This is a genomic window from Sporosarcina sp. ZBG7A, from assembly GCF_000813425.1.
Classification (GTDB): domain Bacteria; phylum Bacillota; class Bacilli; order Bacillales_A; family Planococcaceae; genus Sporosarcina.
Genome location: NZ_JWIB01000032.1, coordinates 76,317 through 94,417 on the forward strand (window position 1 = coordinate 76,317; position 18,101 = coordinate 94,417).

An 18,101-nucleotide genomic window follows, 5' to 3' on the forward strand; every position below is an offset into this window, starting at 1 on the left:
CATGATTATCGTTGTTTGTACAATATAATCCCAACTACAAAAGCCCTCAAACCACAAAATAGGTTTAAGGACTTTTGTGTATGCATCTCGCACTTGATTAGACGAGTATAGTCTAAGCAACAGGTTTCTTAGACTACACTTCACACTTCTACTGGCTAGTTTCAGTTACTTGGTTGCACTTATTATGAGTTTCACTCTTTTTCTGACGGACCTTTGCTGTTTAATTGTCTTTTGTTTTCCGCCACGAGTTTTTCGAAATAGGATAGCTCTTTAGATTCTTTAGTTGTTTCTTCAACGAAAGGTACCACATCTTCTGTTTGTTTAGGTGTAACCACTTGTTTAACAGGTCCATCTGAAACTGAAGAATGTGCCGGCTCAATCTCCTCTTGTTCGTAATATCGATAGGATGTTGCTGGCTCACTAGGTATCGTTACTTCAATTTCTCTAATGTCTGACCGACTAGTGGATACAGGTGTCTCAACTTCAACCGTTGGCGTAGTCTCCGCTTTCTGAAAAACAGCCGTTTCCGGAGTTTTTTGCAGTAGCTGATTATTTATTATATTGTTCAGTGTAGAGAATCCCGATTTTAACTCATTTAAAAGCTTTTCATATTCAGGTGTGTCTGTTTCGATTTGCGTGGAATTGCCTTCTACGAAATTGACCTGATAAAAAGGTTGGGTCCAGTTACGAATTTCAATGACCAATGCTAACGTGTGTATTTTTTTCGACTGAGTATTTTTAGGAAGCTTACTATATATCTCTTTTTTAATATACTCTAACATCGGGATATTTGTAGATGTATACGACATGTCAATCACTTCTGAATTCTCTACAATCGCAACCGCATCCAATTCAGTGAATCCATAATTATCTAGCGTGTAAGACATGTTGGCCGTCGGTGTAGTCAATGGCTTTCCAAGGCCATCCACTGCACGCCAACAATAAATCTGACGTGATTCTTCATGAATTGTAACTCTTGTCAACGCATCACTTGAAACATAGGTTAACGTGTCGTCTAGATTACCTGCCGGTGGTTGTATGGAACTCAAACTTTCTCGTTGCTTAGCCAATTGACCCACCGCTAATGTATGCGATTTGGCAGACAAAGGAATCGTTAAAAACGCAAGTATACCAATGACACTCCACCCTATCCATCCAGCTCCATTAATCATTGCAAAAACAAAAAAAATACTTGCAAGAAGTGGAGATAGACAACCCAGACACCCGATTATAGTAGAATTTTTTGTAGAGATAGGTTCCATCCTCCTTTAATGTAATAAAATTAAACCTAAAAAACACGTAAATAGTCTATATATCTGAGGCTATAGCATAAGATCCAAACTCGTTTTACTGAAGATATCCTTTTGTTTAGTCGAGTTTATACAGGGAAATCAATTGAAATAAGTACTTGTTGACTAGCAACTTACCCACTGAACTTTTGTTTTAAGGAGGAGTTACATTATGGAACTTCATGACGGAGAAACAGTTAAGTATAAGCTGTCCGCAAACTTGAGAAATGGGATTGAATTTGTAGGCGGAGTCTTAACCATTACAGACCAGCGATTCCTATTTTCATCACACGCCATCAACATTCAAAAAGGCGAAGTGGCAATTTCTATCAACGATATGGATAAGGTGCATGAATCCAACGCTTTAGGTATCCTTTCAAATGGTCTTACTGTAGAACTAACGGACGGATCTTCTCACACGTTCATCGTTGCTCCAGGAGACATGTCTAAACGTGAGGATATCGTGGAATTTGTTCAAGAAAAATTAAGTGCTTAACACACAGTACCTCAAACACGTCTAACTGTTTGGGGTATATTTTTTCATTTCCTACTATCTAGCCGGCTGTCCGGCAACAAGCACATGCATAACAGTAGCCATTATTTCAAACCACGTATTTAGATTTTCATGCACGCCATCATAATCTGACGGTCCCTTATAAATCGATTGAAAATTTAGTAAAAACAGGTTTTATTATCCTTTAATTATTGATATACTAGTTATAGGTGGATAATTCCTTTACGTTATCACCATTGGATTAGTTTCAATAATTGTTGAGAATCTATATAAGCACCTTGCTTTGAAGTAGATGCTCTTAAAGATTCTGCTCCGCCACACCCCCTATACTTTAAATATATCTTGTGCAACTAACGAGTAGGAGGAGAAGCAATGGCTAGCTTGTTCATTACTATCAGTATCTTTGTTGTTATGTTGTTTGGTTTTAATAGGCTCATGGGGTATCGAAAAGGCAATATTACATTGGAGTTGGATGGCAGGTACGCAAGTCTTACCGATCAAGCCAATGCAGTCACCGAAGAGCTCAGAAAACAAGGTAAAAGCGCTGAGTACAACGGAGATGGTCATTACGTGGTTGATGGACTATCTTATGTTGTTCTCAAAAGAAATGTTGGTATGGGCGGAGTTCCTTTGGAGCGTACTGTACTTGTACCGGATAAGAAGTGAAAACTTCCCTTCGAACAAAACGTAAAAATACCAGTATACTTTTGAATTCTACATTCAATCGTATACTGGTATTTTTTCATTAGCATGCTATTCGTTAAGACGTACAATATGCATAGCACTCACCGATTTCGTGAATACCCGGCTCTTATTAAATTGGTTATATGAACTTTACTTTGTCTTCAATTGCAATTCGAGTTGTTGAATACGCAGGCGCATTTTCTTTCCCGAGTGTAATTAACACGATTGGAAAATAACGCTCAGATATATTAAAGCGCTGGGCAAACTTCACTTTGTCGAAGCCACCCATAGGTCCTGTTGCATAGCCACGCTCTTTCGCAATGAGCATGAACTGCATTGCAGCGAGACCAGAATCGAACGTAGCCATATTCTTACGTGATTCTTCAGGGGCATGTGGATACGCTTTGTGGGCATTGCCTACGAGCACTGCTTTGCTTGCTTCGTCCACAAAACCGGCTTCGGACATGCTGTCATAAACTGGATCGATGTTTTTGTAAAACTCTTTATCTCCCAGTACAGCGATGACTGCAGAAGCAGTTTCAATCTGCTCCTGGTTATACGCAATTTTTCTCAAATCTTTGCGTTCTTCAGCATCTAGGAAGACAAGAAACTCCCATGGTTGCAGATTGCTAGTTGAAGGTGCAAGTGTTGCCTGCTCTAGCATCTCCAAAATCTCATTTTTCTCGATAGTAAAGTCCGGATCGTATTTTCTCACCGAACGACGTTCTTTAATTAGGGTAGAAATCGTTTCAGACAAGTAAATTCCTCCTGTTGGTTAAAAGAACCATTAATTCTTACAACAGTAGCATACTTATAGTAAGCTAAATCATCAAGTATTGTTGAGTTACGGTTAGGTCTCTTCGGTGCTAGTAATAATATGCATACTTTCTAACAATGCCCGCGCGTCCTGATTCAAATAAGTAAGTGTATCTTCCCTGCTCACTAGTCCCGCATGATCCTTTACCATTAATTTAAATGACCGGATATTAAAATGAACAGCATAATCATTAATGGCATGAATTACTTTAATCTCTGATTGGGTCAACCGTCTTCCATCTGAATTCAAAACAAACTCAAATAGATCTTGCGCATTCCGCTGGAGATGATGCTTATGTGTTTTCACAAGATCTATATTATCCTCCATATACTTTCTCGCGGTTATAAAGTCTAATTCATCCACACATTCATTGATCACTTTAAACAACTCATTAGAATTCATACGACCACCCCTTTACTTTACCATCCCTTACCAATATACCATTTCATTACTGCACTTCCACTTTAGCAAACATTCTTTGAACATAAGGTGAATGATAAATGTGCTATACAGCGTTACATCTCCTATGTGTAAAACTCCTCAAAAAGAAAAACCCTTTGAATTGTAGATACTTTAAGTGTATCACTTCGAAAGTGTTTTTAGATTTCAAATTAAGTTTTTCTCACCTATTGAGATAGGCTACTTGTTACAAATCACACGCGCTTAAACAATGAGAGCGTTCATGCTTTCCAACAATGCTTTCGCATCTTCATTCAAATAAGCGAGTGTGTCTTTTTTACTAAGTAACGCTCCTCTTTCTTTTACCAATAGCTTAAATCCCCTGATGTTAAAATTGGCGGCATAATCATTGATCGCCTGAATAATATTCAGTTCTTTTCTGTTCAGCATCTCGCTGTTCAAATCTCGGTTTGCAACAAATTCAAACAGTTCTTGCGCATTGTGCTGCAACCGATGTTTATGTCTGTTCAACACTTCAATATTTTCTTCCATGTATTTCCTTGCAGAAACAAAATCCAATTCGTTAACGCACTTGTTGATGGTCGTAAACAGTTCCCTTTCGCTCATTCCAACCACTCCTTTTATACTAATTATCACTCTACCACCAAGAGGTCTAAAGTTCTATTAGAGAACAATTAGAAATTGATGAGAGTTTGTATTTAACGGGTATGTCCAGGTCTATTTTTTGCTATAGAGAGAAGGAATGGGTTGTTGGGGAACCTAGAAAACGAGGGGAGAAGCCTATACCTCCAGGCTTCTCCCCTCGTATGTGATAAATCAGTAAGTTACTAGGATTATTATGCATTTTCCTTCAGTTCCACTTGTGTAAGTAGCCCACCTTGTTTGAGATACTTATTCATCCCTTCAGCAGCACGATAGGCAAATGCTCCAATCGTTCCTGTCGGGTTGTAATTACTATTATGAGGGAATGAGGAACCCCCCACTACGAAGAGATTTTCCATCTCCCACATTTGGGAATACGTATTCACCGCAGAGTTTTTGGGACTTTCCCCCATAATCGCTCCACCGAAGAAGTGGTCTGTGTAAAATTTATGGTCAAATTCCACATCATCTTCCACAACATCGACATTCATCGTATCTGCGCCCATCTCTTTCATGATTTCTGCGCAACGAGCGACTCCTGCCTTTGCACGTTCGCGATCTTGTTCTGAATACTTTACGGTAACCCGTAAGAGAGGGTTCCCCAAAGAATCTTTGTACGTTGGATCTAAGTCCATATACGTGTCTTTGTTTGGTAGAAAACCACTCTGAGCTGTGACGAATAAATTACGATTTGCATATTTCAATGATTGCTTTTTAAACTCTTTTCCCCAAGCTGGCGTTCCTTCTGGTACTTGGTTATTCGCAATCGGGCGTGTTCCTAATTGACCATAGTGAACCTCATACCCGTGTAGAAATTTAAGATCGGAATGATCTTCGTTATCTCCGCTAAAGTCGTCAATCGTCGCCCCTAATGCACCTGTCCCCATGAAATTGTTGAACTTCTTATCCTCAAAGAAACCACGCGCCCCAATATAAGTGGACAAATTATTGAAGTGGCCAGTGAAGTTTTTACCGATGATCCCTTGTCCTGTTTTCGGATTATAAGGAGTTCCGATTTTAGAGACGAGCAACAGTTTCGTATTTGTAAATACAAATCCTGCAAGGACAACAATGTCTGCTGGCTGTTCAAATTCCTCCCCTGTCATCGTATCTGTATAGACTAACCCTGTCGCGCGCTTTCCGTCATGACTTACCCGTGTTACATTGGAGCCATTTCTCAGTTCCAAGTTACCTGTTTTCCTTGCAGTTGCAAGAACGGTACCAATCGGATCGGCTTTCGCTCCAAAGTCACATCCATACTCTTCACAAAACGCGCAATACACACATCCATTTAACTTTTCTCCATCTGGGTTTACATAGGCTTGGGAGAGATTTGCAGAAGGCATATGGTATGGATGATAGCCTAAGTCAGTAGTCGCTTTCTTAAACAAGCGAATCGTTGGTGTTTCTTTTAGTGGTGGATTGGGGTACTTATCAGACCGAGGGGGGCCAATCGGGTTTTCTTCCCCTGAAATACCAGCTGTCTTTTCATATTTATCGTAGTAAGGTTCTAACTCATCATAGGTAATGCCCCAGTCTTGCATCGTGGACTCTTTAGGTATTTTTTCTTCACCGTATCGTTCCACAGTTTTACTGTAAATCTCAAAATCATATGGTAACCATCGAAATGACATCCCATTCCAATGGACTCCAGCTCCTCCCGTATTATTTCCTAATCTTGCTTTTGAATTACTTCTAACTGGAAGTGCTTTCTTATCTAGGGAATTCCTCGATGTGATCGTTTCTTTATTAAGATCTTGCATTAAATCATATCGTTTTGAATAACGTAGCTCGTCTTTTGTCCCCATAAAATCTTCGTGCTTTTTATCCCGACCTCGCTCGAGTATTACTACCTTATGTCCCGCTTTAGTAAGTTCAGCCGCAGCAATCCCTCCTGCCCAGCCGGATCCAACAATTACAGCATCTACTTTAGGTAACTTTTTGACCATTTTTGCTTCCTCTTCTCAATTTATGATTTAGTGTCCTTGATAGTCCCGTAAACTAATTGGTTGCAGTTTTATAAATTCGTCTTGGTCTATGTAGCCAGCGTATGAGGTTTGTGCTCCAGGAAACTCTTTCATTTTCCAGCCTTCCATATTGCGGTTTCCTCCATATAATGGATCGGAGTATGCGCCTTCTAATGTAGATTGAATTAGCAGAGCGAAGAATTCAGAAGCAGCGAGTCCGTTCATTTTCACTTTATCATCGTCGAAGTCCTGCAAAATCTGAATTTGCTGGTCTTCTTCTGCCTTATCAAAAGTAGTGCTAAATCGTTTTTGACTTTCTTCGTCCAACTTCCTTAATCCGTGAATGAATATGTCGCCACGATCCAAAATGGATTGTTCGCCTGCAGGACCCGCAGATTGATCACTCTCATCTAAAACAGCTGTATACGGACCATGTCTGTAGTCTCTTCCATTGATGCCCCAACGGCCAGCCAATTGCTTATCAATATAGTAAGGAACGCCTAATTTAATTGCCCCTGGACCATGCTCGTCCTCGGGATAGATTTGTTCCGTTGCAGCCATCAGTACTAAGAAGTCTTGATGTCGGGTGAAAAATTGCATGGCTTCTTGTACATCTATCAAAGCATCCTTATGCTCTTCAACCTTTTGTTCTTTCTTCGAATCGAAACTATTCGTTAGCAAGCCACCGAATAATGAACCACCAACCAGTCCACCTGCTACTAAACCTGAATTCTTCAGGAATTTCCGGCGACTCATATCTTGCTGTTTTTGTTGCTCTCCACTCGCGCTATCTTTTGGATTATTATCTGACATGTTAAAACCTCCCCAACCTTATATTTTTCCGTATTTGTGAAAAATTAAACTGTAATATAATTCCCAAAACCTTCACATCACAAGTATGAATCCATAAAATATAGTGAATTATGTTTTCAAATTGAGTATTGACGATTCAATACAAAACTAGTCATGCATTTTCAGGCGTTCGTCACATTCTTTGAACTTCATGGATATCTCTCGCTGAATAAGGGTATTTCAGAGGTATACATAGTTCTTGAGGATTCGCACTGCAGAAAGGGGGAGCTAAATGGATAGAGATCAGTTGCATACCAAACGGATAACAAGTTTACTAACAATCTGTGCTGCTTTTTTGATGGGGTTTATCGATGCCTATACATTCATGGAGTTGGACCATGTTTTCGTGAGTGCCCAGACTGGAAACATGGTGACGTTTGGTGTCAAATTATTCACAGGTCATCCCTATGATGCCTTAGCAAACATGATTGCTTTCTTCGGATTCATGTGTGGTGCATTTTTAGGTGAAGTTCTTTTGGCTCGCTTGAGGCTTCCTGGCTTGAGGAGATATCGTCTGTTCCTGTATGTCCAGGCAATCCTTTTACTGGTGTTGGCACTGTTTCAAACAAGTCTCGAGTTGTCTGTAATGGTTTTTGTATTGGGATTACTTTCCGGCTATGCATTGACGACGTTCAGAAAAATCGGATCGACTTCCGTCAATAACGGCATCATGACTGGGAATGCGAGGAATATGATGAACAGCTTGTATCTGATTCTCTTCGAAAAGGATGAACAGGCAAAAAAAGATATGCTTCATCTTTTCATTGGCATCATTACATTTGTTGCTGGAGTTGGTGCTAGTGCATTTGTCAGCGGATGGGATCCGATGGCTATATTATGGATTGCCTTCGGGATTGTCTGCTTTTCAATCGTTGCACTATTTTTCTATAAGTGGACGTAAGAGGTAGTTAGAGCCATTCCTAATCTGGATGATGGCGTAATAGGCTCTATTCATGTTAGAGTGATAGACATTCAGACTGACCTTTGTCAGTCTCCATCTTTATGATTTTTTCAGGAAGTTACACACTAGAAATGAGGAGTGAGTGGAATGAATGAAAAACAATTTGACAAGGTGAAAAACGGAAAAGGGTTCATCGCAGCGCTTGACCAAAGTGGCGGCAGTACCCCTAAGGCACTTGCAGCATACGGTGTGAACGAAGACGCGTATACAAACGAAGATGAGATGTTTACGTTGGTGCATGATATGAGGACAAGAATCATCACCTCTCCTGCATTTGATGCGCAGCATATTCTAGGTGCGATTCTTTTCGAACAAACGATGGATCGTGAAATTGACGGTATGTACACTGCTGATTACTTAGCTGAAAAGAAAGGGATTGCTCCATTCCTTAAAATCGATAAAGGTCTTGCTGAAGAAGCAAACGGCGTCCAACTCATGAAACCAATTACAGATTTGGATGAAACCTTGAAACGCGCAAACGAACGTCATATCTTTGGAACAAAAATGCGTTCTGTCATTAAAGAAGCAAATGAAGAAGGTATCAAGGCAGTCGTCGATCAACAATTTGAAGTCGGTAAGCAAATTATCGCTGCGGGGCTCGTTCCAATTATCGAGCCTGAAGTGGATATTAACAGCGCAAACAAACCGGCTTGTGAGACATTATTGAAAACTGAACTTCTTAACCACTTGGACCAGTTGAAAGATGATGAAAATGTCATGTTGAAACTGACAATCCCTACTGAAGCAAACTTATACAAGGAGCTTATTCAACATCCTAGCGTGGTACGAGTTGTCGCACTTTCTGGTGGATATCCAACAGATATCGCCAATGAAAAGCTTAAAGAGAATGAAGGAGTGATTGCCAGCTTCTCTAGAGCTCTTAGCCAGGACTTGAATGCTAACCAATCAGACGGTGAGTTCAACAGCGCTCTTGGAAAAGCTGTTAAATCGATTTACGAAGCGTCCATTTAAGCGAAAAGCCTGTGCCAAAACCAATTCAGTTGGTTTTAGACACAGGCTTTTTTATTTACTGTTTACTCTTGAAGAAGTAATTTTCGAGCTTATTAACGTCCCAGTCCAAATGAGCGATTATAGGTTTGCCCGGATTGCACCATTTTTCGGACCTTTTGTAAACGGAGCGATTCATAGTTTTTCAAAGCTTTTATGGCTGCGGTTCCTTCGATTCCCTTTGACACACACTTCCCCAAATCCACCGCGTCTTGCAAAGATGCGTTAAATCCGCTTGCCGTAATGGGTGCTGGAACGTGTGCAGCATCTCCTATCAATGCAATACGACCATGGACTAGCTGAGTGGGAACGTATTCTTTAATAGGGGTCCCTGTAAGATTTCGATGTTGAAGTGCGTGCAACATCCCGGATTTCCATGGCTCGTCCCATCTTACAGATACTAATGTAGCGAGTTCATCGATTGTCTCTTGAGGTATATCAGGTCCTTTGAGTGAATGCTTCACGACATTTCCTTCCACACATCCGAGATGGCGCAACAATTCATTTCTTGAGTTATCGTACCACGTGCAGCCAATTCGACGATTCCCAGATTCGCCCCCAGATTCAATGATTGATCCAAACAAAAAGCCATTTAAACTTTCGAGCATAGTTACTTCGGGATGGTGGTAACCTGGGCACATATGTGGTGGCAACTCTTCTTCTTTCGTAGAGGCAATCCACACCATATATCCCGCAAACGTTGCCTCGGGATTATCTGGAGCTACGTGTCTCCGTACTAAACTATGATGCCCATCCGCGCCAATCAAAAGGTCGCCGTGAATTGTCTCTCCCGCGTCCGTCATAACAAACGCGGAAGTATTATCTTGGTCTACAAATTCAACACGCGTATCGTAACGTAATTCAATCCTTGAATCCTCTTCAGCTTCTTTCCGTAAACGAGACTCTATCGAGGACCATAGCTGAATGGATCGTTTCCCACCGGAAGCTAAATTTCGTAACAAACGCTCCGTCCCTGTCGCATTAAATCTTGCGGCATCAACTTGAAGACCAGCCCCGGATCGATGTCCTGATCCAACTTTCTCGAGAAGAGTCACTTGTACACCTTCTCTAGCAAGCGCAATTCCAGTCATTAGCCCTGAAAGTGACGCCCCAACAACGATGGCAGAGCCGTTGGTAGCACCTTTTTTTGAATTTATTGGATTCACCGCAATCCCCCCCAGTTTTTAACCATCACAAATGTGACTCTCGTGTTTTTCACTTCAACCATTTATTTCGGAATTAGTTAAACCTTATAATAATTTAACAAACAGATAAGGAAAAACCAGAAGAATGCTCACTGGAATAATTGTAAAAGCAAAAAGACCCGAATCTGCTGAGTTCAGCAAAAACCGAATCTTTAAGATGAATATACTCGATACACGACTTAGTACTATTTCTATTTAACAAGCGTCACAGGACAACTCATACGCTTTACCACTTTCTCACTGACACTCCCAAATATAAGTCCTTTAAAAGCATTCAGCCCTCGACTACCGAGTATTAGCTGATCAACTTCACTAGCATTCACATACTTGATAATCGTTGGACCCGTCTGCCCTTTCAGCAACGTGACTTTCGGTTCTACCCCGGCCTCACGAGCCATTTTAATAACAGGTTGGACGTTTTTCTTCTGATACGCAGCGAGATTTTTAGGGCTTTCTGTCAGAAGTCGTTCGTCTTCCACCTTATTAAAATCGGTCACAAAAATGATCTCCAAGTGCGTCTCTGGTAAAAACTGAACAAGCATTAGCGCATGTTGTGCCGCACGTAATGCACTCTCTGAACCATCCACAGCCACCGCAATATTCATAATCGCCCTCCTTAGATTTGCTCGCCAGTCAAAGAGTCATGTAAGTAATACCACCGATTTTACCAGACCTCAAACAGAAATCAATGAAAGCGCAAAAAGATTTTTGAGTTGCACTCGTTTTTTTCCTCAGTTGTATGAAAGTAAGGGAATCTCACTGTACTTCTTCTGCACAAGCAGCCAACGTTCTTCTAATTTCAGCACGGACATCGTCTTCCTGATAATTTAAAATCCGCATCGTCTCATTCGGATCAATGAAGGCATCTCGATTCTGCATTTCGATTTGTTTCCCCATATGAATCGCATGCTCTTTCCCTTTTGCTGCGACAGTTTCATCCATTTTCTCAGCAGATGGCTTCAATTGACCTATGGGAACTGTTTCAACGATTGTGTCAGTTTGTCCAAGACTTTCCGCAATCATCTTGTAGAACTCGTCATACTTCATATTAATGCCAGAGATAGCGTAAGTCCCTCGGTGCTCACCATGTTCCAATGCACCGACAGCCGCTTCCGCCACTTGCTTCGTTGTCACCATTGCCGTCCCGCCAGCGGGGACTTTGACTACATCTAGACCTTGAACACGAGGGAAAAAGCTTTTCCATAACGGTGTACGATGTGGCATTGTTCCGAATATGTATGGTAGACGAAGCGACATGACCTCCATGGATCCTTCTCCTTCCATGAATGCAACTTCCTCCTGTAGTAATCTTGTTTTGACATAAGGTTGTTCCTGCAAATTCAAATCGGTCCACATACCCGCAGTTTCAGTGTGATACGAACCGAATATGAGAAACTTCTGCACGCCCGCTATACGAGCCAATCTTGCAAATCTTTGTGTAGGTAGTACGTTTTTTTCATAATAAAATTTCATAGCGGGTGCTTCAGGAAGGGTTCGCTCATCCAATCCAGCTGCATAGACAAATGCGTCTTTATCTTTCAGCATCGCCAACACTTGCTCATCCGTCATCTCATTCATGTCGCCAATTATCCGTTCTTTTACTGGATCAGGTAACACATCCTCCATGACTTCTGCATTGCGTGCAATTGTAGAAACCTCGTATCCTTTGTCGAGTAATTCGTTGATTGTCTCAAGTCCAAGCAACCCGGTTCCACCTAAAACAAAAACTTTTTCCATTCAGCATAACTCCCTTATTCAAAGTGTTCCTGTATTCTACCCTTCTATCGTTTTGGGTAATCCAATTGCGGAATAGTGTGGAAGCGTAATAGCGGTACGTAATATATTTTCTGTTGCACCATGAACAACTTTTACAATGAAAAAAGACACGATCCCTTTATAGGTTCGTGTCATCGTTATTCTGATTACTCTACAGCCAATTGGCGAATACCATTTTCAAGTCGTTTGTCGACTTCCTTGGCATCTTCAATATGCTCAATAATGAGACCGTGTGCTTGTGAGAAAAGAGTTTTTGCACCCAATAGCTCACTTTTCACTTCTGCAGATAGTTGTTTTTGCTCTTCAATCATTTTCTGGATGGATCCAATATCACCTTGACTCTGTTCGATTGTATTTAAAATGCGTTCCATTTTCTCAGCTGTCGCAAGACTAACTTGGACACCTTTATCCACAAGCTCCGCACTCGTTCTTGTGGAATCCAACGCTTCTTTAATCTCGTCACGCAATGACGAAGTCAGAGTTTGAATACTCGCTGTACTCTTTGCCGTACTTTCTGCTAAATTACGGACTTCCTGCGCAACAACTGCGAACCCTTTTCCAGACTCACCCGCTCTTGCTGCTTCAATTGAAGCGTTTAACGCAAGTAAATTCGTTTGTGTTGCAATGCCATCGATTACCCCGACAATCGATTGAATTTCATCTGATCGTGCACTTAAATTGGTCATATTTTGCTCGGAAGCCTGTATTTGCACCCCAAGATTTTTAATTACTTCTGCTGTTGCGTTCACTTCTTGTGTACCTTCAGTAGCTTCGACGACCATCACATGTGATTGATCTTCTAAAGAACGTCCCTTTTCATACAGTTCTTCTGACTTTTGAGTAGTTTGTTCACTAAGTTCGGCAATGTTCTCAAATCGCTCTTCAATTTTGCCAACTGCTTCGCCTAAGACACCATGTTGCCCATTCACTTTCTCGTGCTGCATCACAGCAGCCGATAACTCGTCTCTTAACTCAAGCAAACGAGTCTGATCTTGCTCCTCTTTTATCGCATGGCTTTGTTTTAAAGCAGTTAATTCCTCTTGGAAATTATCTTCTTCAACTAGTCTACTTTTACTTCTGAACATTTGAACTCCCCCAAGTTATCTTTATGTTCATAATTATAGCATAGAACGACCTATATTCTTTGAATATTTCAGGGTCAGAAGTCATGTTTCTGACTTTTTTGTGAACGCTGATTCAGGAAAATATTCTCACACATTCATAGGTTGAATAAAATGCGAGTCATCAGCAATCAGTCAAACTCGATTCCCGAGTTACGCGGATAACTCCGCCACCGGACCGAACCGATTCTGTTGCTGCACAGCCTACCGCAACGCTCATTCTTCCCGCAAACGGAGATGTAAGCGGCTGTTTATTACGAAGTAAAAGTTCAATGAAGTCTTGTGCAATTTTCGGATCTGCACCACCGTGACTTCCGACTTCAGGCTTCATCTCATACGTCACATTACTAAACTCATTCCACGTGTTCGTTTTGCGTGTCTTCAAATACACTTTGCCATTCACTTCATCGTTTTCAATCCTTCCTTTTGTGCCGATAAATGTATAGTTCCGCTCATAGTCCGGTGTGAAATGACATTGTAAGTACGATGCTTTTATACCGCCTTCTAACTCCATGATCAACATATTGTTATCCTCCACATTTACTTCTTTGCGGAATGCGCATTCCGTAAATGTATGCGGCACATACTCTGGGCACGTATCTTTCAGCGAACACTCCGGACACGTCAGATCATTCGGCATGTCCCCGCCGTAATAATCCAGCCCTCCGAATGCAGAAACTTTCGTTGTATATTTACCTGAAATCCAATGGATGACATCCAAGTCATGAGACCCTTTCTGAAGTAGGAGTGAAGTCGTCTTATCACTTCTTGCGTGCCAGTCATGGTAGTAATAATATCCGCCCAATCCAACAAAATGGCGAACCCATACTGTTTTCAACTCCCCTATCGCTCCTGAGTCAATTAACCCCTTCATCGTCTGATACATACTCATATATCTCATGTTGAAGCCAACCATCAAGTGTTTATCCGATTTCTCCCACGCCTCGATGATTCGGTCACATCCTTCCACTGTAATTGCCAGTGGCTTTTCAGAATACACATGCTTGCCCGCTTCTAAGCACGCAATCACATGCTCCTCGTGGAGATAATCTGGTGATAGCACAGCGATTGCATCGATATCATCTCGCACCAATAACTCTTTATAATCCTTCGTTAGAAAAAGTTGCGAGCCTATCTCTTCTTGAAATTCCTGCTGACGGTCTTCTGATAAATCCGCCAAAGCAACAATCTCAGATTCCCCCTCAGGCTTATGCCAATAAAGTGCTAAATTCCTTCTCAGTCCTGCTCCAATGACTCCAATTCTTACTTTTTTCATATGCGCACCTCATTTATGTGTCTCTTGTAAATTGACGAAAGTCCTTTATATATCAAGCCCTGCAAAAACTATAGCATACTATAATCGTTCCTCTGAGAAGATGCCGACGCCACTAAAGTAATACATGGTGTAGTTGAATTTCAAACCACCAACTAGTGTGTAAAGTATAGACATTTCCTAGTTATCTATCACCTGACAATACTCATTTTACTTGAAAACGTATATCACGAACGGTCTTAATATCGTCAATTGGTGAAATGAATACCTCAGACGCTCTATAATCCTGCTCCACGTCCGCTTTGGCAATTACAAGTACAGGATACAAACTTACCCGTTTAATGGGTAAGTCGATTTTCTGAAGATGCTGAATAACTAATAAGAGCTCATCTAAGTCTTCTTTCTCATCCGTATGAAAAACCGTGCCGTCTTCCTGTTCCGTTGTATCGATAACGACTTCATAGTGTTTACACGATTCAAAGTCTTTTAATTCGTAGCAGGACAGTTCCGCGTCTGCAAGTCGTAATCTCAGAATTGTCTCTTCTAAGTCTTCAAGTCCATTATGTAAAACTAGCATGTCTTCATTATAGAAATTCGGATAGAAGATCTCAGGACTTTCCTGGGCAAACGCCTGACCTATGGAGTGTGCATTCTCATAACTCTTAGTGAGGTCAAGCCACTCACCGTTTACAGAAAGGACCTCCAATGGATATCCCGTATCTGCCGTTATTTTTTCGTTCAGTCGATGGATGATGGGTAAAGAGGCATGCAGTAATTCAAATGCAGCTGGCTCAAACAACTGAACTTCTTCAGGAAGGTTCATGGTCAAGTCCTCTTCGTACACCTCATTTCCGAGTGTGATCGTTGAAAATCCATTTGCTTTAAGCGCTTTTATTTCCTCGCTCTCCTTATATCGATTGTTTACGTCGTCACGAGTTACGAGTTCTTGATAATTATCATTCTCGACCTCTCCCTTTTTGTTAATGCGAATAAGAAAGTTCAATTCTTGCCGATCCTGCGTTTTCACATGCACTACAGCCTTATAGCGATCATCATCTTCTGGTTTCCGATCTACAATTTCAATTGTTCGCCCAAACTTATCTTGTGCATATTCGGGTAACTCATCTTCCATATAGATGGCTCCCCGTGCCATGTTAGAATAGACAAGAAAGATATAAACGGAAAATCCTACGAAAACTGCTGCAGCAATAAACAGCAGCAAACTTATAGATATGCCCGCGATTAATAGTTTCTTTTTCATTCTTCTCCTCATTCACCCAATTATTTAACTATTCTTTCACATCGTATCATCCAGTGCTGGTACTTTCCAGGCAAATGAAGTTTGACTTTGTCGCAATAAGGTATGGTTTGGTATCGCTTGCACTCAATGCGGCAATCCTTACTAATACAATACGATTTATCAAACAACAAAATTGAGGTCTGCACCAATAACCTCTATCATATAAGGAATGTCAGGTCCGGTTTTCATATTAATAGGTGTATAAGGATTTGCTACTCCAAAATGAGGTGATGAAAAGCTAATGGTCAATTCACAAGCACTGGGTGATTCCCAGACGTTCGATTTTAAAAAGAATATTCCTCTACTCGCTGTATTATTGTCTGGAGCGTTCATTACTATATTGAACCAGACGCTTCTAGCGACCGCTCTCCCCCCGATTATGAAAGATCTCAACATTAGCCAAAGTACCGTTCAGTGGCTACAGTCGATCTTCATGCTCGTCAATGGAATCATGATTCCAATCACTGCGTTCCTAATTGGGAAATTTACTACACGAAAGTTGTTCCTTACTGCTATGGGCACCTTCGCCATAGGTACACTCATCGCTGCATTTTCTCCTAACTTTACCTTCTTGATGGTAGGACGCGTTTTACAAGGGGCTGGAGCCGGAATCATGATGCCGCTCTTGCAAACGATCATGTTTCTCATATTCCCAATTTCGCAACGCGGGAAAGCAATGGGGATGTTTGGTCTTGTCATTGCATTTGCACCCGCCATTGGACCAAGTTTGTCCGGCTATCTCGTCGATAACTTCCCATGGCGCAGTGTCTTTTACGTCGTGCTACCAATTGCCGCAGTAATTATTATTGCCGCGTATTTCTTACTTAAGAATATTACAGAACAAACGAATCCAAAAATGGACTATATGTCTATTGTCCTCTCCACGTTCGGATTTGGTGGACTGTTGTATGGTTTCAGTGTGGCAGGTAACTTAGGTTGGCTTAGTCCAAACGTGATCATTTCGCTAGTAGTTGGTGCGGTTACTCTCTTCTTGTTCATCAACAGACAGTTGAAACTTGAAGAACCAATCCTTGAATTCCGAGTGTTTAAATATAGCGTCTTCTCACTAGCAACAGGACTCGGAATGATTGTGTTTGCATCGATGATTGCAACGACAGTCATTCTTCCACTCTTCATGCAAAATTTACTTGGGTTCAACGCGTTGCATTCAGGACTCATGCTCTTGCCAGGTGCGATTGTTATGGGTGCCATGAATCCCGTTACTGGTACGCTGTTCGATAAATACGGAGCTAAATGGCTACTGCGTACCGGTTTTGCCATTTTGACTGTCACGACGTTCTTCTTTGCGAACTTGTCGCAAGATACGACGTTTACGTATTTAGCGGTCTTGAACGCAATACGAATGGTCGGTATCGCCATGGTCATGATGCCATCCACAACGCTCGGTTTGAATCAGTTACCGAATCACCTGATTTCCCATGGTACGGCCATGAATAACACCTTCCGTCAGATTTCAGGTGCTGTCGGAACTGCGGTGCTCGTGACGATCACCATCACCGCAGCAAGCGGAGATTCAGTTGCCGGAGAGATCCATGGAGTCAACATCGCCTTCTTGGTAGCCGGATGCATCGCAGCGTTCGGATTGTTGCTGTCGTTTGCTATCCGTGATCCGAAATCGAAAGAACAATCGATGGATGCGTAATTACATGTTAAAAAATCTCCCACATCAGTTGATGTTGGGAGATTTTTTGATTTTATAAGAAAAGTGCCATGGACAAGCTATCGTAGTACCGTTCGCCATCATACGAGTCTTTGCAAAAAAGACCTTCCCGTTCAAATCCGAGTTTTTCATAAAGTGCGATGGCCCGTTCGTTATCAGCACGTGTGACAAGCGTAATTTTTTCCGTTTGTCCATTATTTTTAGACCACTCAATCAGTGCATTCATCAGCATGCGGCCAAGTCCTTTTCCTGCGTGCGACTGGCAAATGACAATACCAAGTGTTCCGACATGAAGGAACCTGTGTTTCGTACTAGAATCGATCGTACCGATTCCGACAATCTCCTCCCCTTCCAACATGAGCAACATGCAGTTTCCACTGGATCCTTTCATATGAACTATGGATTGCGCCACTTCATCAGCTGACTGAGGGTATTCATCCCGACCGAAAGACAGATAATCCGTCTCCCCGCCAACTATATTATAAAAACTAACAATACGCGCAGCATCTTCAGGCTGTGCATTCCGAATCACACTATTTACTGCAGACTTTGTTTGATCTGACATAAAAATTTCCTTCTTTCTAATTTGTA

At 41.5% G+C, this 18,101-nt stretch carries 18 protein-coding genes; 5 read left to right on the forward strand and 13 right to left on the reverse strand.

The window, feature by feature from the left end:
* Window positions 1–191 precede the first annotated feature (191 nt).
* On the reverse strand, window positions 192–1,262 hold the full coding sequence (locus RL70_RS12045) for a hypothetical protein (protein WP_039043645.1): 1,071 nt from the start codon (window positions 1,260–1,262) through the stop codon (window positions 192–194).
* A 199-nt stretch (window positions 1,263–1,461) separates the two neighbouring features.
* On the opposite strand from RL70_RS12045, the gene RL70_RS17360 reads away from it, so the two are divergent.
* Complete coding sequence (locus RL70_RS17360) at window positions 1,462–1,785, forward strand: GRAM domain-containing protein (protein ID WP_052245938.1); 324 nt, start codon at window positions 1,462–1,464, stop codon at window positions 1,783–1,785.
* 390 nt (window positions 1,786–2,175) lie between these two features.
* Window positions 2,176–2,469, forward strand: a complete 294-nt coding sequence (locus RL70_RS12055; RefSeq protein ID WP_039043646.1) for a hypothetical protein — start codon at window positions 2,176–2,178, stop codon at window positions 2,467–2,469.
* 157 nt (window positions 2,470–2,626) lie between these two features.
* On the opposite strand, the gene RL70_RS12060 is transcribed toward RL70_RS12055, so the two are convergent.
* From RL70_RS12060 to RL70_RS12080, 5 genes are all read right to left on the reverse strand, one after another.
* Window positions 2,627–3,244 carry a nitroreductase family protein gene (locus RL70_RS12060; RefSeq protein WP_039043647.1) on the reverse strand — a complete coding sequence of 206 codons (618 nt, stop codon included), beginning with the start codon at window positions 3,242–3,244 and terminating at the stop codon, window positions 2,627–2,629.
* A gap of 93 nt (window positions 3,245–3,337) precedes the next feature.
* Complete coding sequence (locus tag RL70_RS12065; protein ID WP_039043648.1) at window positions 3,338–3,706, reverse strand: hypothetical protein; 369 nt, start codon at window positions 3,704–3,706, stop codon at window positions 3,338–3,340.
* 261 nt (window positions 3,707–3,967) lie between these two features.
* Entirely contained in the window at window positions 3,968–4,330 is a 363-nt protein-coding gene (locus RL70_RS12070; RefSeq protein WP_039043649.1) for a hypothetical protein, read from the reverse strand.
* A 230-nt stretch (window positions 4,331–4,560) separates the two neighbouring features.
* Window positions 4,561–6,315: a GMC family oxidoreductase gene (locus RL70_RS12075; protein WP_039043650.1), complete on the reverse strand. Its 1,755-nt coding sequence runs from the start codon at window positions 6,313–6,315 to the stop codon at window positions 4,561–4,563.
* 27 nt (window positions 6,316–6,342) lie between these two features.
* Window positions 6,343–7,146, reverse strand: coding sequence for a gluconate 2-dehydrogenase subunit 3 family protein (locus RL70_RS12080; RefSeq protein WP_052245939.1), 804 nt, complete (start codon window positions 7,144–7,146; stop codon window positions 6,343–6,345).
* A 271-nt stretch (window positions 7,147–7,417) separates the two neighbouring features.
* Between RL70_RS12080 and RL70_RS12085 the strand changes: the two genes are divergently transcribed.
* The gene (locus RL70_RS12085) at window positions 7,418–8,086 is read left to right on the forward strand and encodes a YoaK family protein (RefSeq protein ID WP_052245940.1); all 669 of its coding nucleotides are present in this window, start codon (window positions 7,418–7,420) and stop codon (window positions 8,084–8,086) included.
* A 147-nt stretch (window positions 8,087–8,233) separates the two neighbouring features.
* Complete coding sequence (locus RL70_RS12090; protein ID WP_039043651.1) at window positions 8,234–9,118, forward strand: fructose bisphosphate aldolase; 885 nt, start codon at window positions 8,234–8,236, stop codon at window positions 9,116–9,118.
* Between the two features lie 92 nt (window positions 9,119–9,210).
* Here RL70_RS12090 and RL70_RS12095 read toward each other — a convergent pair whose 3' ends face one another.
* The 6 genes from RL70_RS12095 to RL70_RS12120 all read right to left on the reverse strand — a co-directional run bounded on the left by RL70_RS12095 (window position 9,211) and on the right by RL70_RS12120 (window position 15,790).
* A complete protein-coding gene (locus RL70_RS12095; RefSeq protein ID WP_052245941.1) occupies window positions 9,211–10,320 on the reverse strand; it encodes an NAD(P)/FAD-dependent oxidoreductase in 1,110 nt (369 codons plus the stop codon).
* Between the two features lie 230 nt (window positions 10,321–10,550).
* On the reverse strand, window positions 10,551–10,964 hold the full coding sequence (locus RL70_RS12100; protein ID WP_039043652.1) for a universal stress protein: 414 nt from the start codon (window positions 10,962–10,964) through the stop codon (window positions 10,551–10,553).
* A gap of 151 nt (window positions 10,965–11,115) precedes the next feature.
* On the reverse strand, window positions 11,116–12,096 hold the full coding sequence (locus RL70_RS12105) for an NAD-dependent epimerase/dehydratase family protein (RefSeq protein ID WP_039043653.1): 981 nt from the start codon (window positions 12,094–12,096) through the stop codon (window positions 11,116–11,118).
* 185 nt (window positions 12,097–12,281) lie between these two features.
* Window positions 12,282–13,220: a methyl-accepting chemotaxis protein gene (locus RL70_RS12110; protein WP_039043654.1), complete on the reverse strand. Its 939-nt coding sequence runs from the start codon at window positions 13,218–13,220 to the stop codon at window positions 12,282–12,284.
* Between the two features lie 160 nt (window positions 13,221–13,380).
* Window positions 13,381–14,532: a Gfo/Idh/MocA family protein gene (locus RL70_RS12115; RefSeq protein WP_039043655.1), complete on the reverse strand. Its 1,152-nt coding sequence runs from the start codon at window positions 14,530–14,532 to the stop codon at window positions 13,381–13,383.
* Window positions 14,533–14,734: 202 nt separating this feature from the next.
* Entirely contained in the window at window positions 14,735–15,790 is a 1,056-nt protein-coding gene (locus RL70_RS12120) for a hypothetical protein (RefSeq protein ID WP_039043656.1), read from the reverse strand.
* Between the two features lie 280 nt (window positions 15,791–16,070).
* Here RL70_RS12120 and RL70_RS12125 point away from each other — a divergent pair, with 280 nt between their 5' ends.
* The gene (locus tag RL70_RS12125; protein WP_039043657.1) at window positions 16,071–17,492 is read left to right on the forward strand and encodes an MDR family MFS transporter; all 1,422 of its coding nucleotides are present in this window, start codon (window positions 16,071–16,073) and stop codon (window positions 17,490–17,492) included.
* 52 nt (window positions 17,493–17,544) lie between these two features.
* Here the strand turns inward: RL70_RS12125 and RL70_RS12130 are convergent, their stop codons facing one another.
* The gene (locus RL70_RS12130; RefSeq protein WP_039043658.1) at window positions 17,545–18,075 is read right to left on the reverse strand and encodes a GNAT family N-acetyltransferase; all 531 of its coding nucleotides are present in this window, start codon (window positions 18,073–18,075) and stop codon (window positions 17,545–17,547) included.
* Window positions 18,076–18,101 lie beyond the last annotated feature (26 nt).

What these genes read in the sequence shown, in the direction of transcription:
- RL70_RS12045 (WP_039043645.1), bottom strand. Translation starts at nt 1,262, where the DNA reads ATGGAACCTATCTCTACAAAAAATTCTACTATAATCGGGTGTCTGGGT.
- RL70_RS17360 (WP_052245938.1), top strand. Translation starts at nt 1,462, where the DNA reads ATGGAACTTCATGACGGAGAAACAGTTAAGTATAAGCTGTCCGCAAAC.
- RL70_RS12055 (WP_039043646.1), top strand. Translation starts at nt 2,176, where the DNA reads ATGGCTAGCTTGTTCATTACTATCAGTATCTTTGTTGTTATGTTGTTT.
- RL70_RS12065 (WP_039043648.1), bottom strand. Translation starts at nt 3,706, where the DNA reads ATGAATTCTAATGAGTTGTTTAAAGTGATCAATGAATGTGTGGATGAA.
- RL70_RS12070 (WP_039043649.1), bottom strand. Translation starts at nt 4,330, where the DNA reads ATGAGCGAAAGGGAACTGTTTACGACCATCAACAAGTGCGTTAACGAA.
- RL70_RS12075 (WP_039043650.1), bottom strand. Translation starts at nt 6,315, where the DNA reads ATGGTCAAAAAGTTACCTAAAGTAGATGCTGTAATTGTTGGATCCGGC.
- RL70_RS12080 (WP_052245939.1), bottom strand. Translation starts at nt 7,146, where the DNA reads ATGTCAGATAATAATCCAAAAGATAGCGCGAGTGGAGAGCAACAAAAA.
- RL70_RS12085 (WP_052245940.1), top strand. Translation starts at nt 7,418, where the DNA reads ATGGATAGAGATCAGTTGCATACCAAACGGATAACAAGTTTACTAACA.
- RL70_RS12090 (WP_039043651.1), top strand. Translation starts at nt 8,234, where the DNA reads ATGAATGAAAAACAATTTGACAAGGTGAAAAACGGAAAAGGGTTCATC.
- RL70_RS12100 (WP_039043652.1), bottom strand. Translation starts at nt 10,964, where the DNA reads ATGAATATTGCGGTGGCTGTGGATGGTTCAGAGAGTGCATTACGTGCG.
- RL70_RS12105 (WP_039043653.1), bottom strand. Translation starts at nt 12,096, where the DNA reads ATGGAAAAAGTTTTTGTTTTAGGTGGAACCGGGTTGCTTGGACTTGAG.
- RL70_RS12110 (WP_039043654.1), bottom strand. Translation starts at nt 13,220, where the DNA reads ATGTTCAGAAGTAAAAGTAGACTAGTTGAAGAAGATAATTTCCAAGAG.
- RL70_RS12115 (WP_039043655.1), bottom strand. Translation starts at nt 14,532, where the DNA reads ATGAAAAAAGTAAGAATTGGAGTCATTGGAGCAGGACTGAGAAGGAAT.
- RL70_RS12120 (WP_039043656.1), bottom strand. Translation starts at nt 15,790, where the DNA reads ATGAAAAAGAAACTATTAATCGCGGGCATATCTATAAGTTTGCTGCTG.
- RL70_RS12125 (WP_039043657.1), top strand. Translation starts at nt 16,071, where the DNA reads ATGGTCAATTCACAAGCACTGGGTGATTCCCAGACGTTCGATTTTAAA.
- RL70_RS12130 (WP_039043658.1), bottom strand. Translation starts at nt 18,075, where the DNA reads ATGTCAGATCAAACAAAGTCTGCAGTAAATAGTGTGATTCGGAATGCA.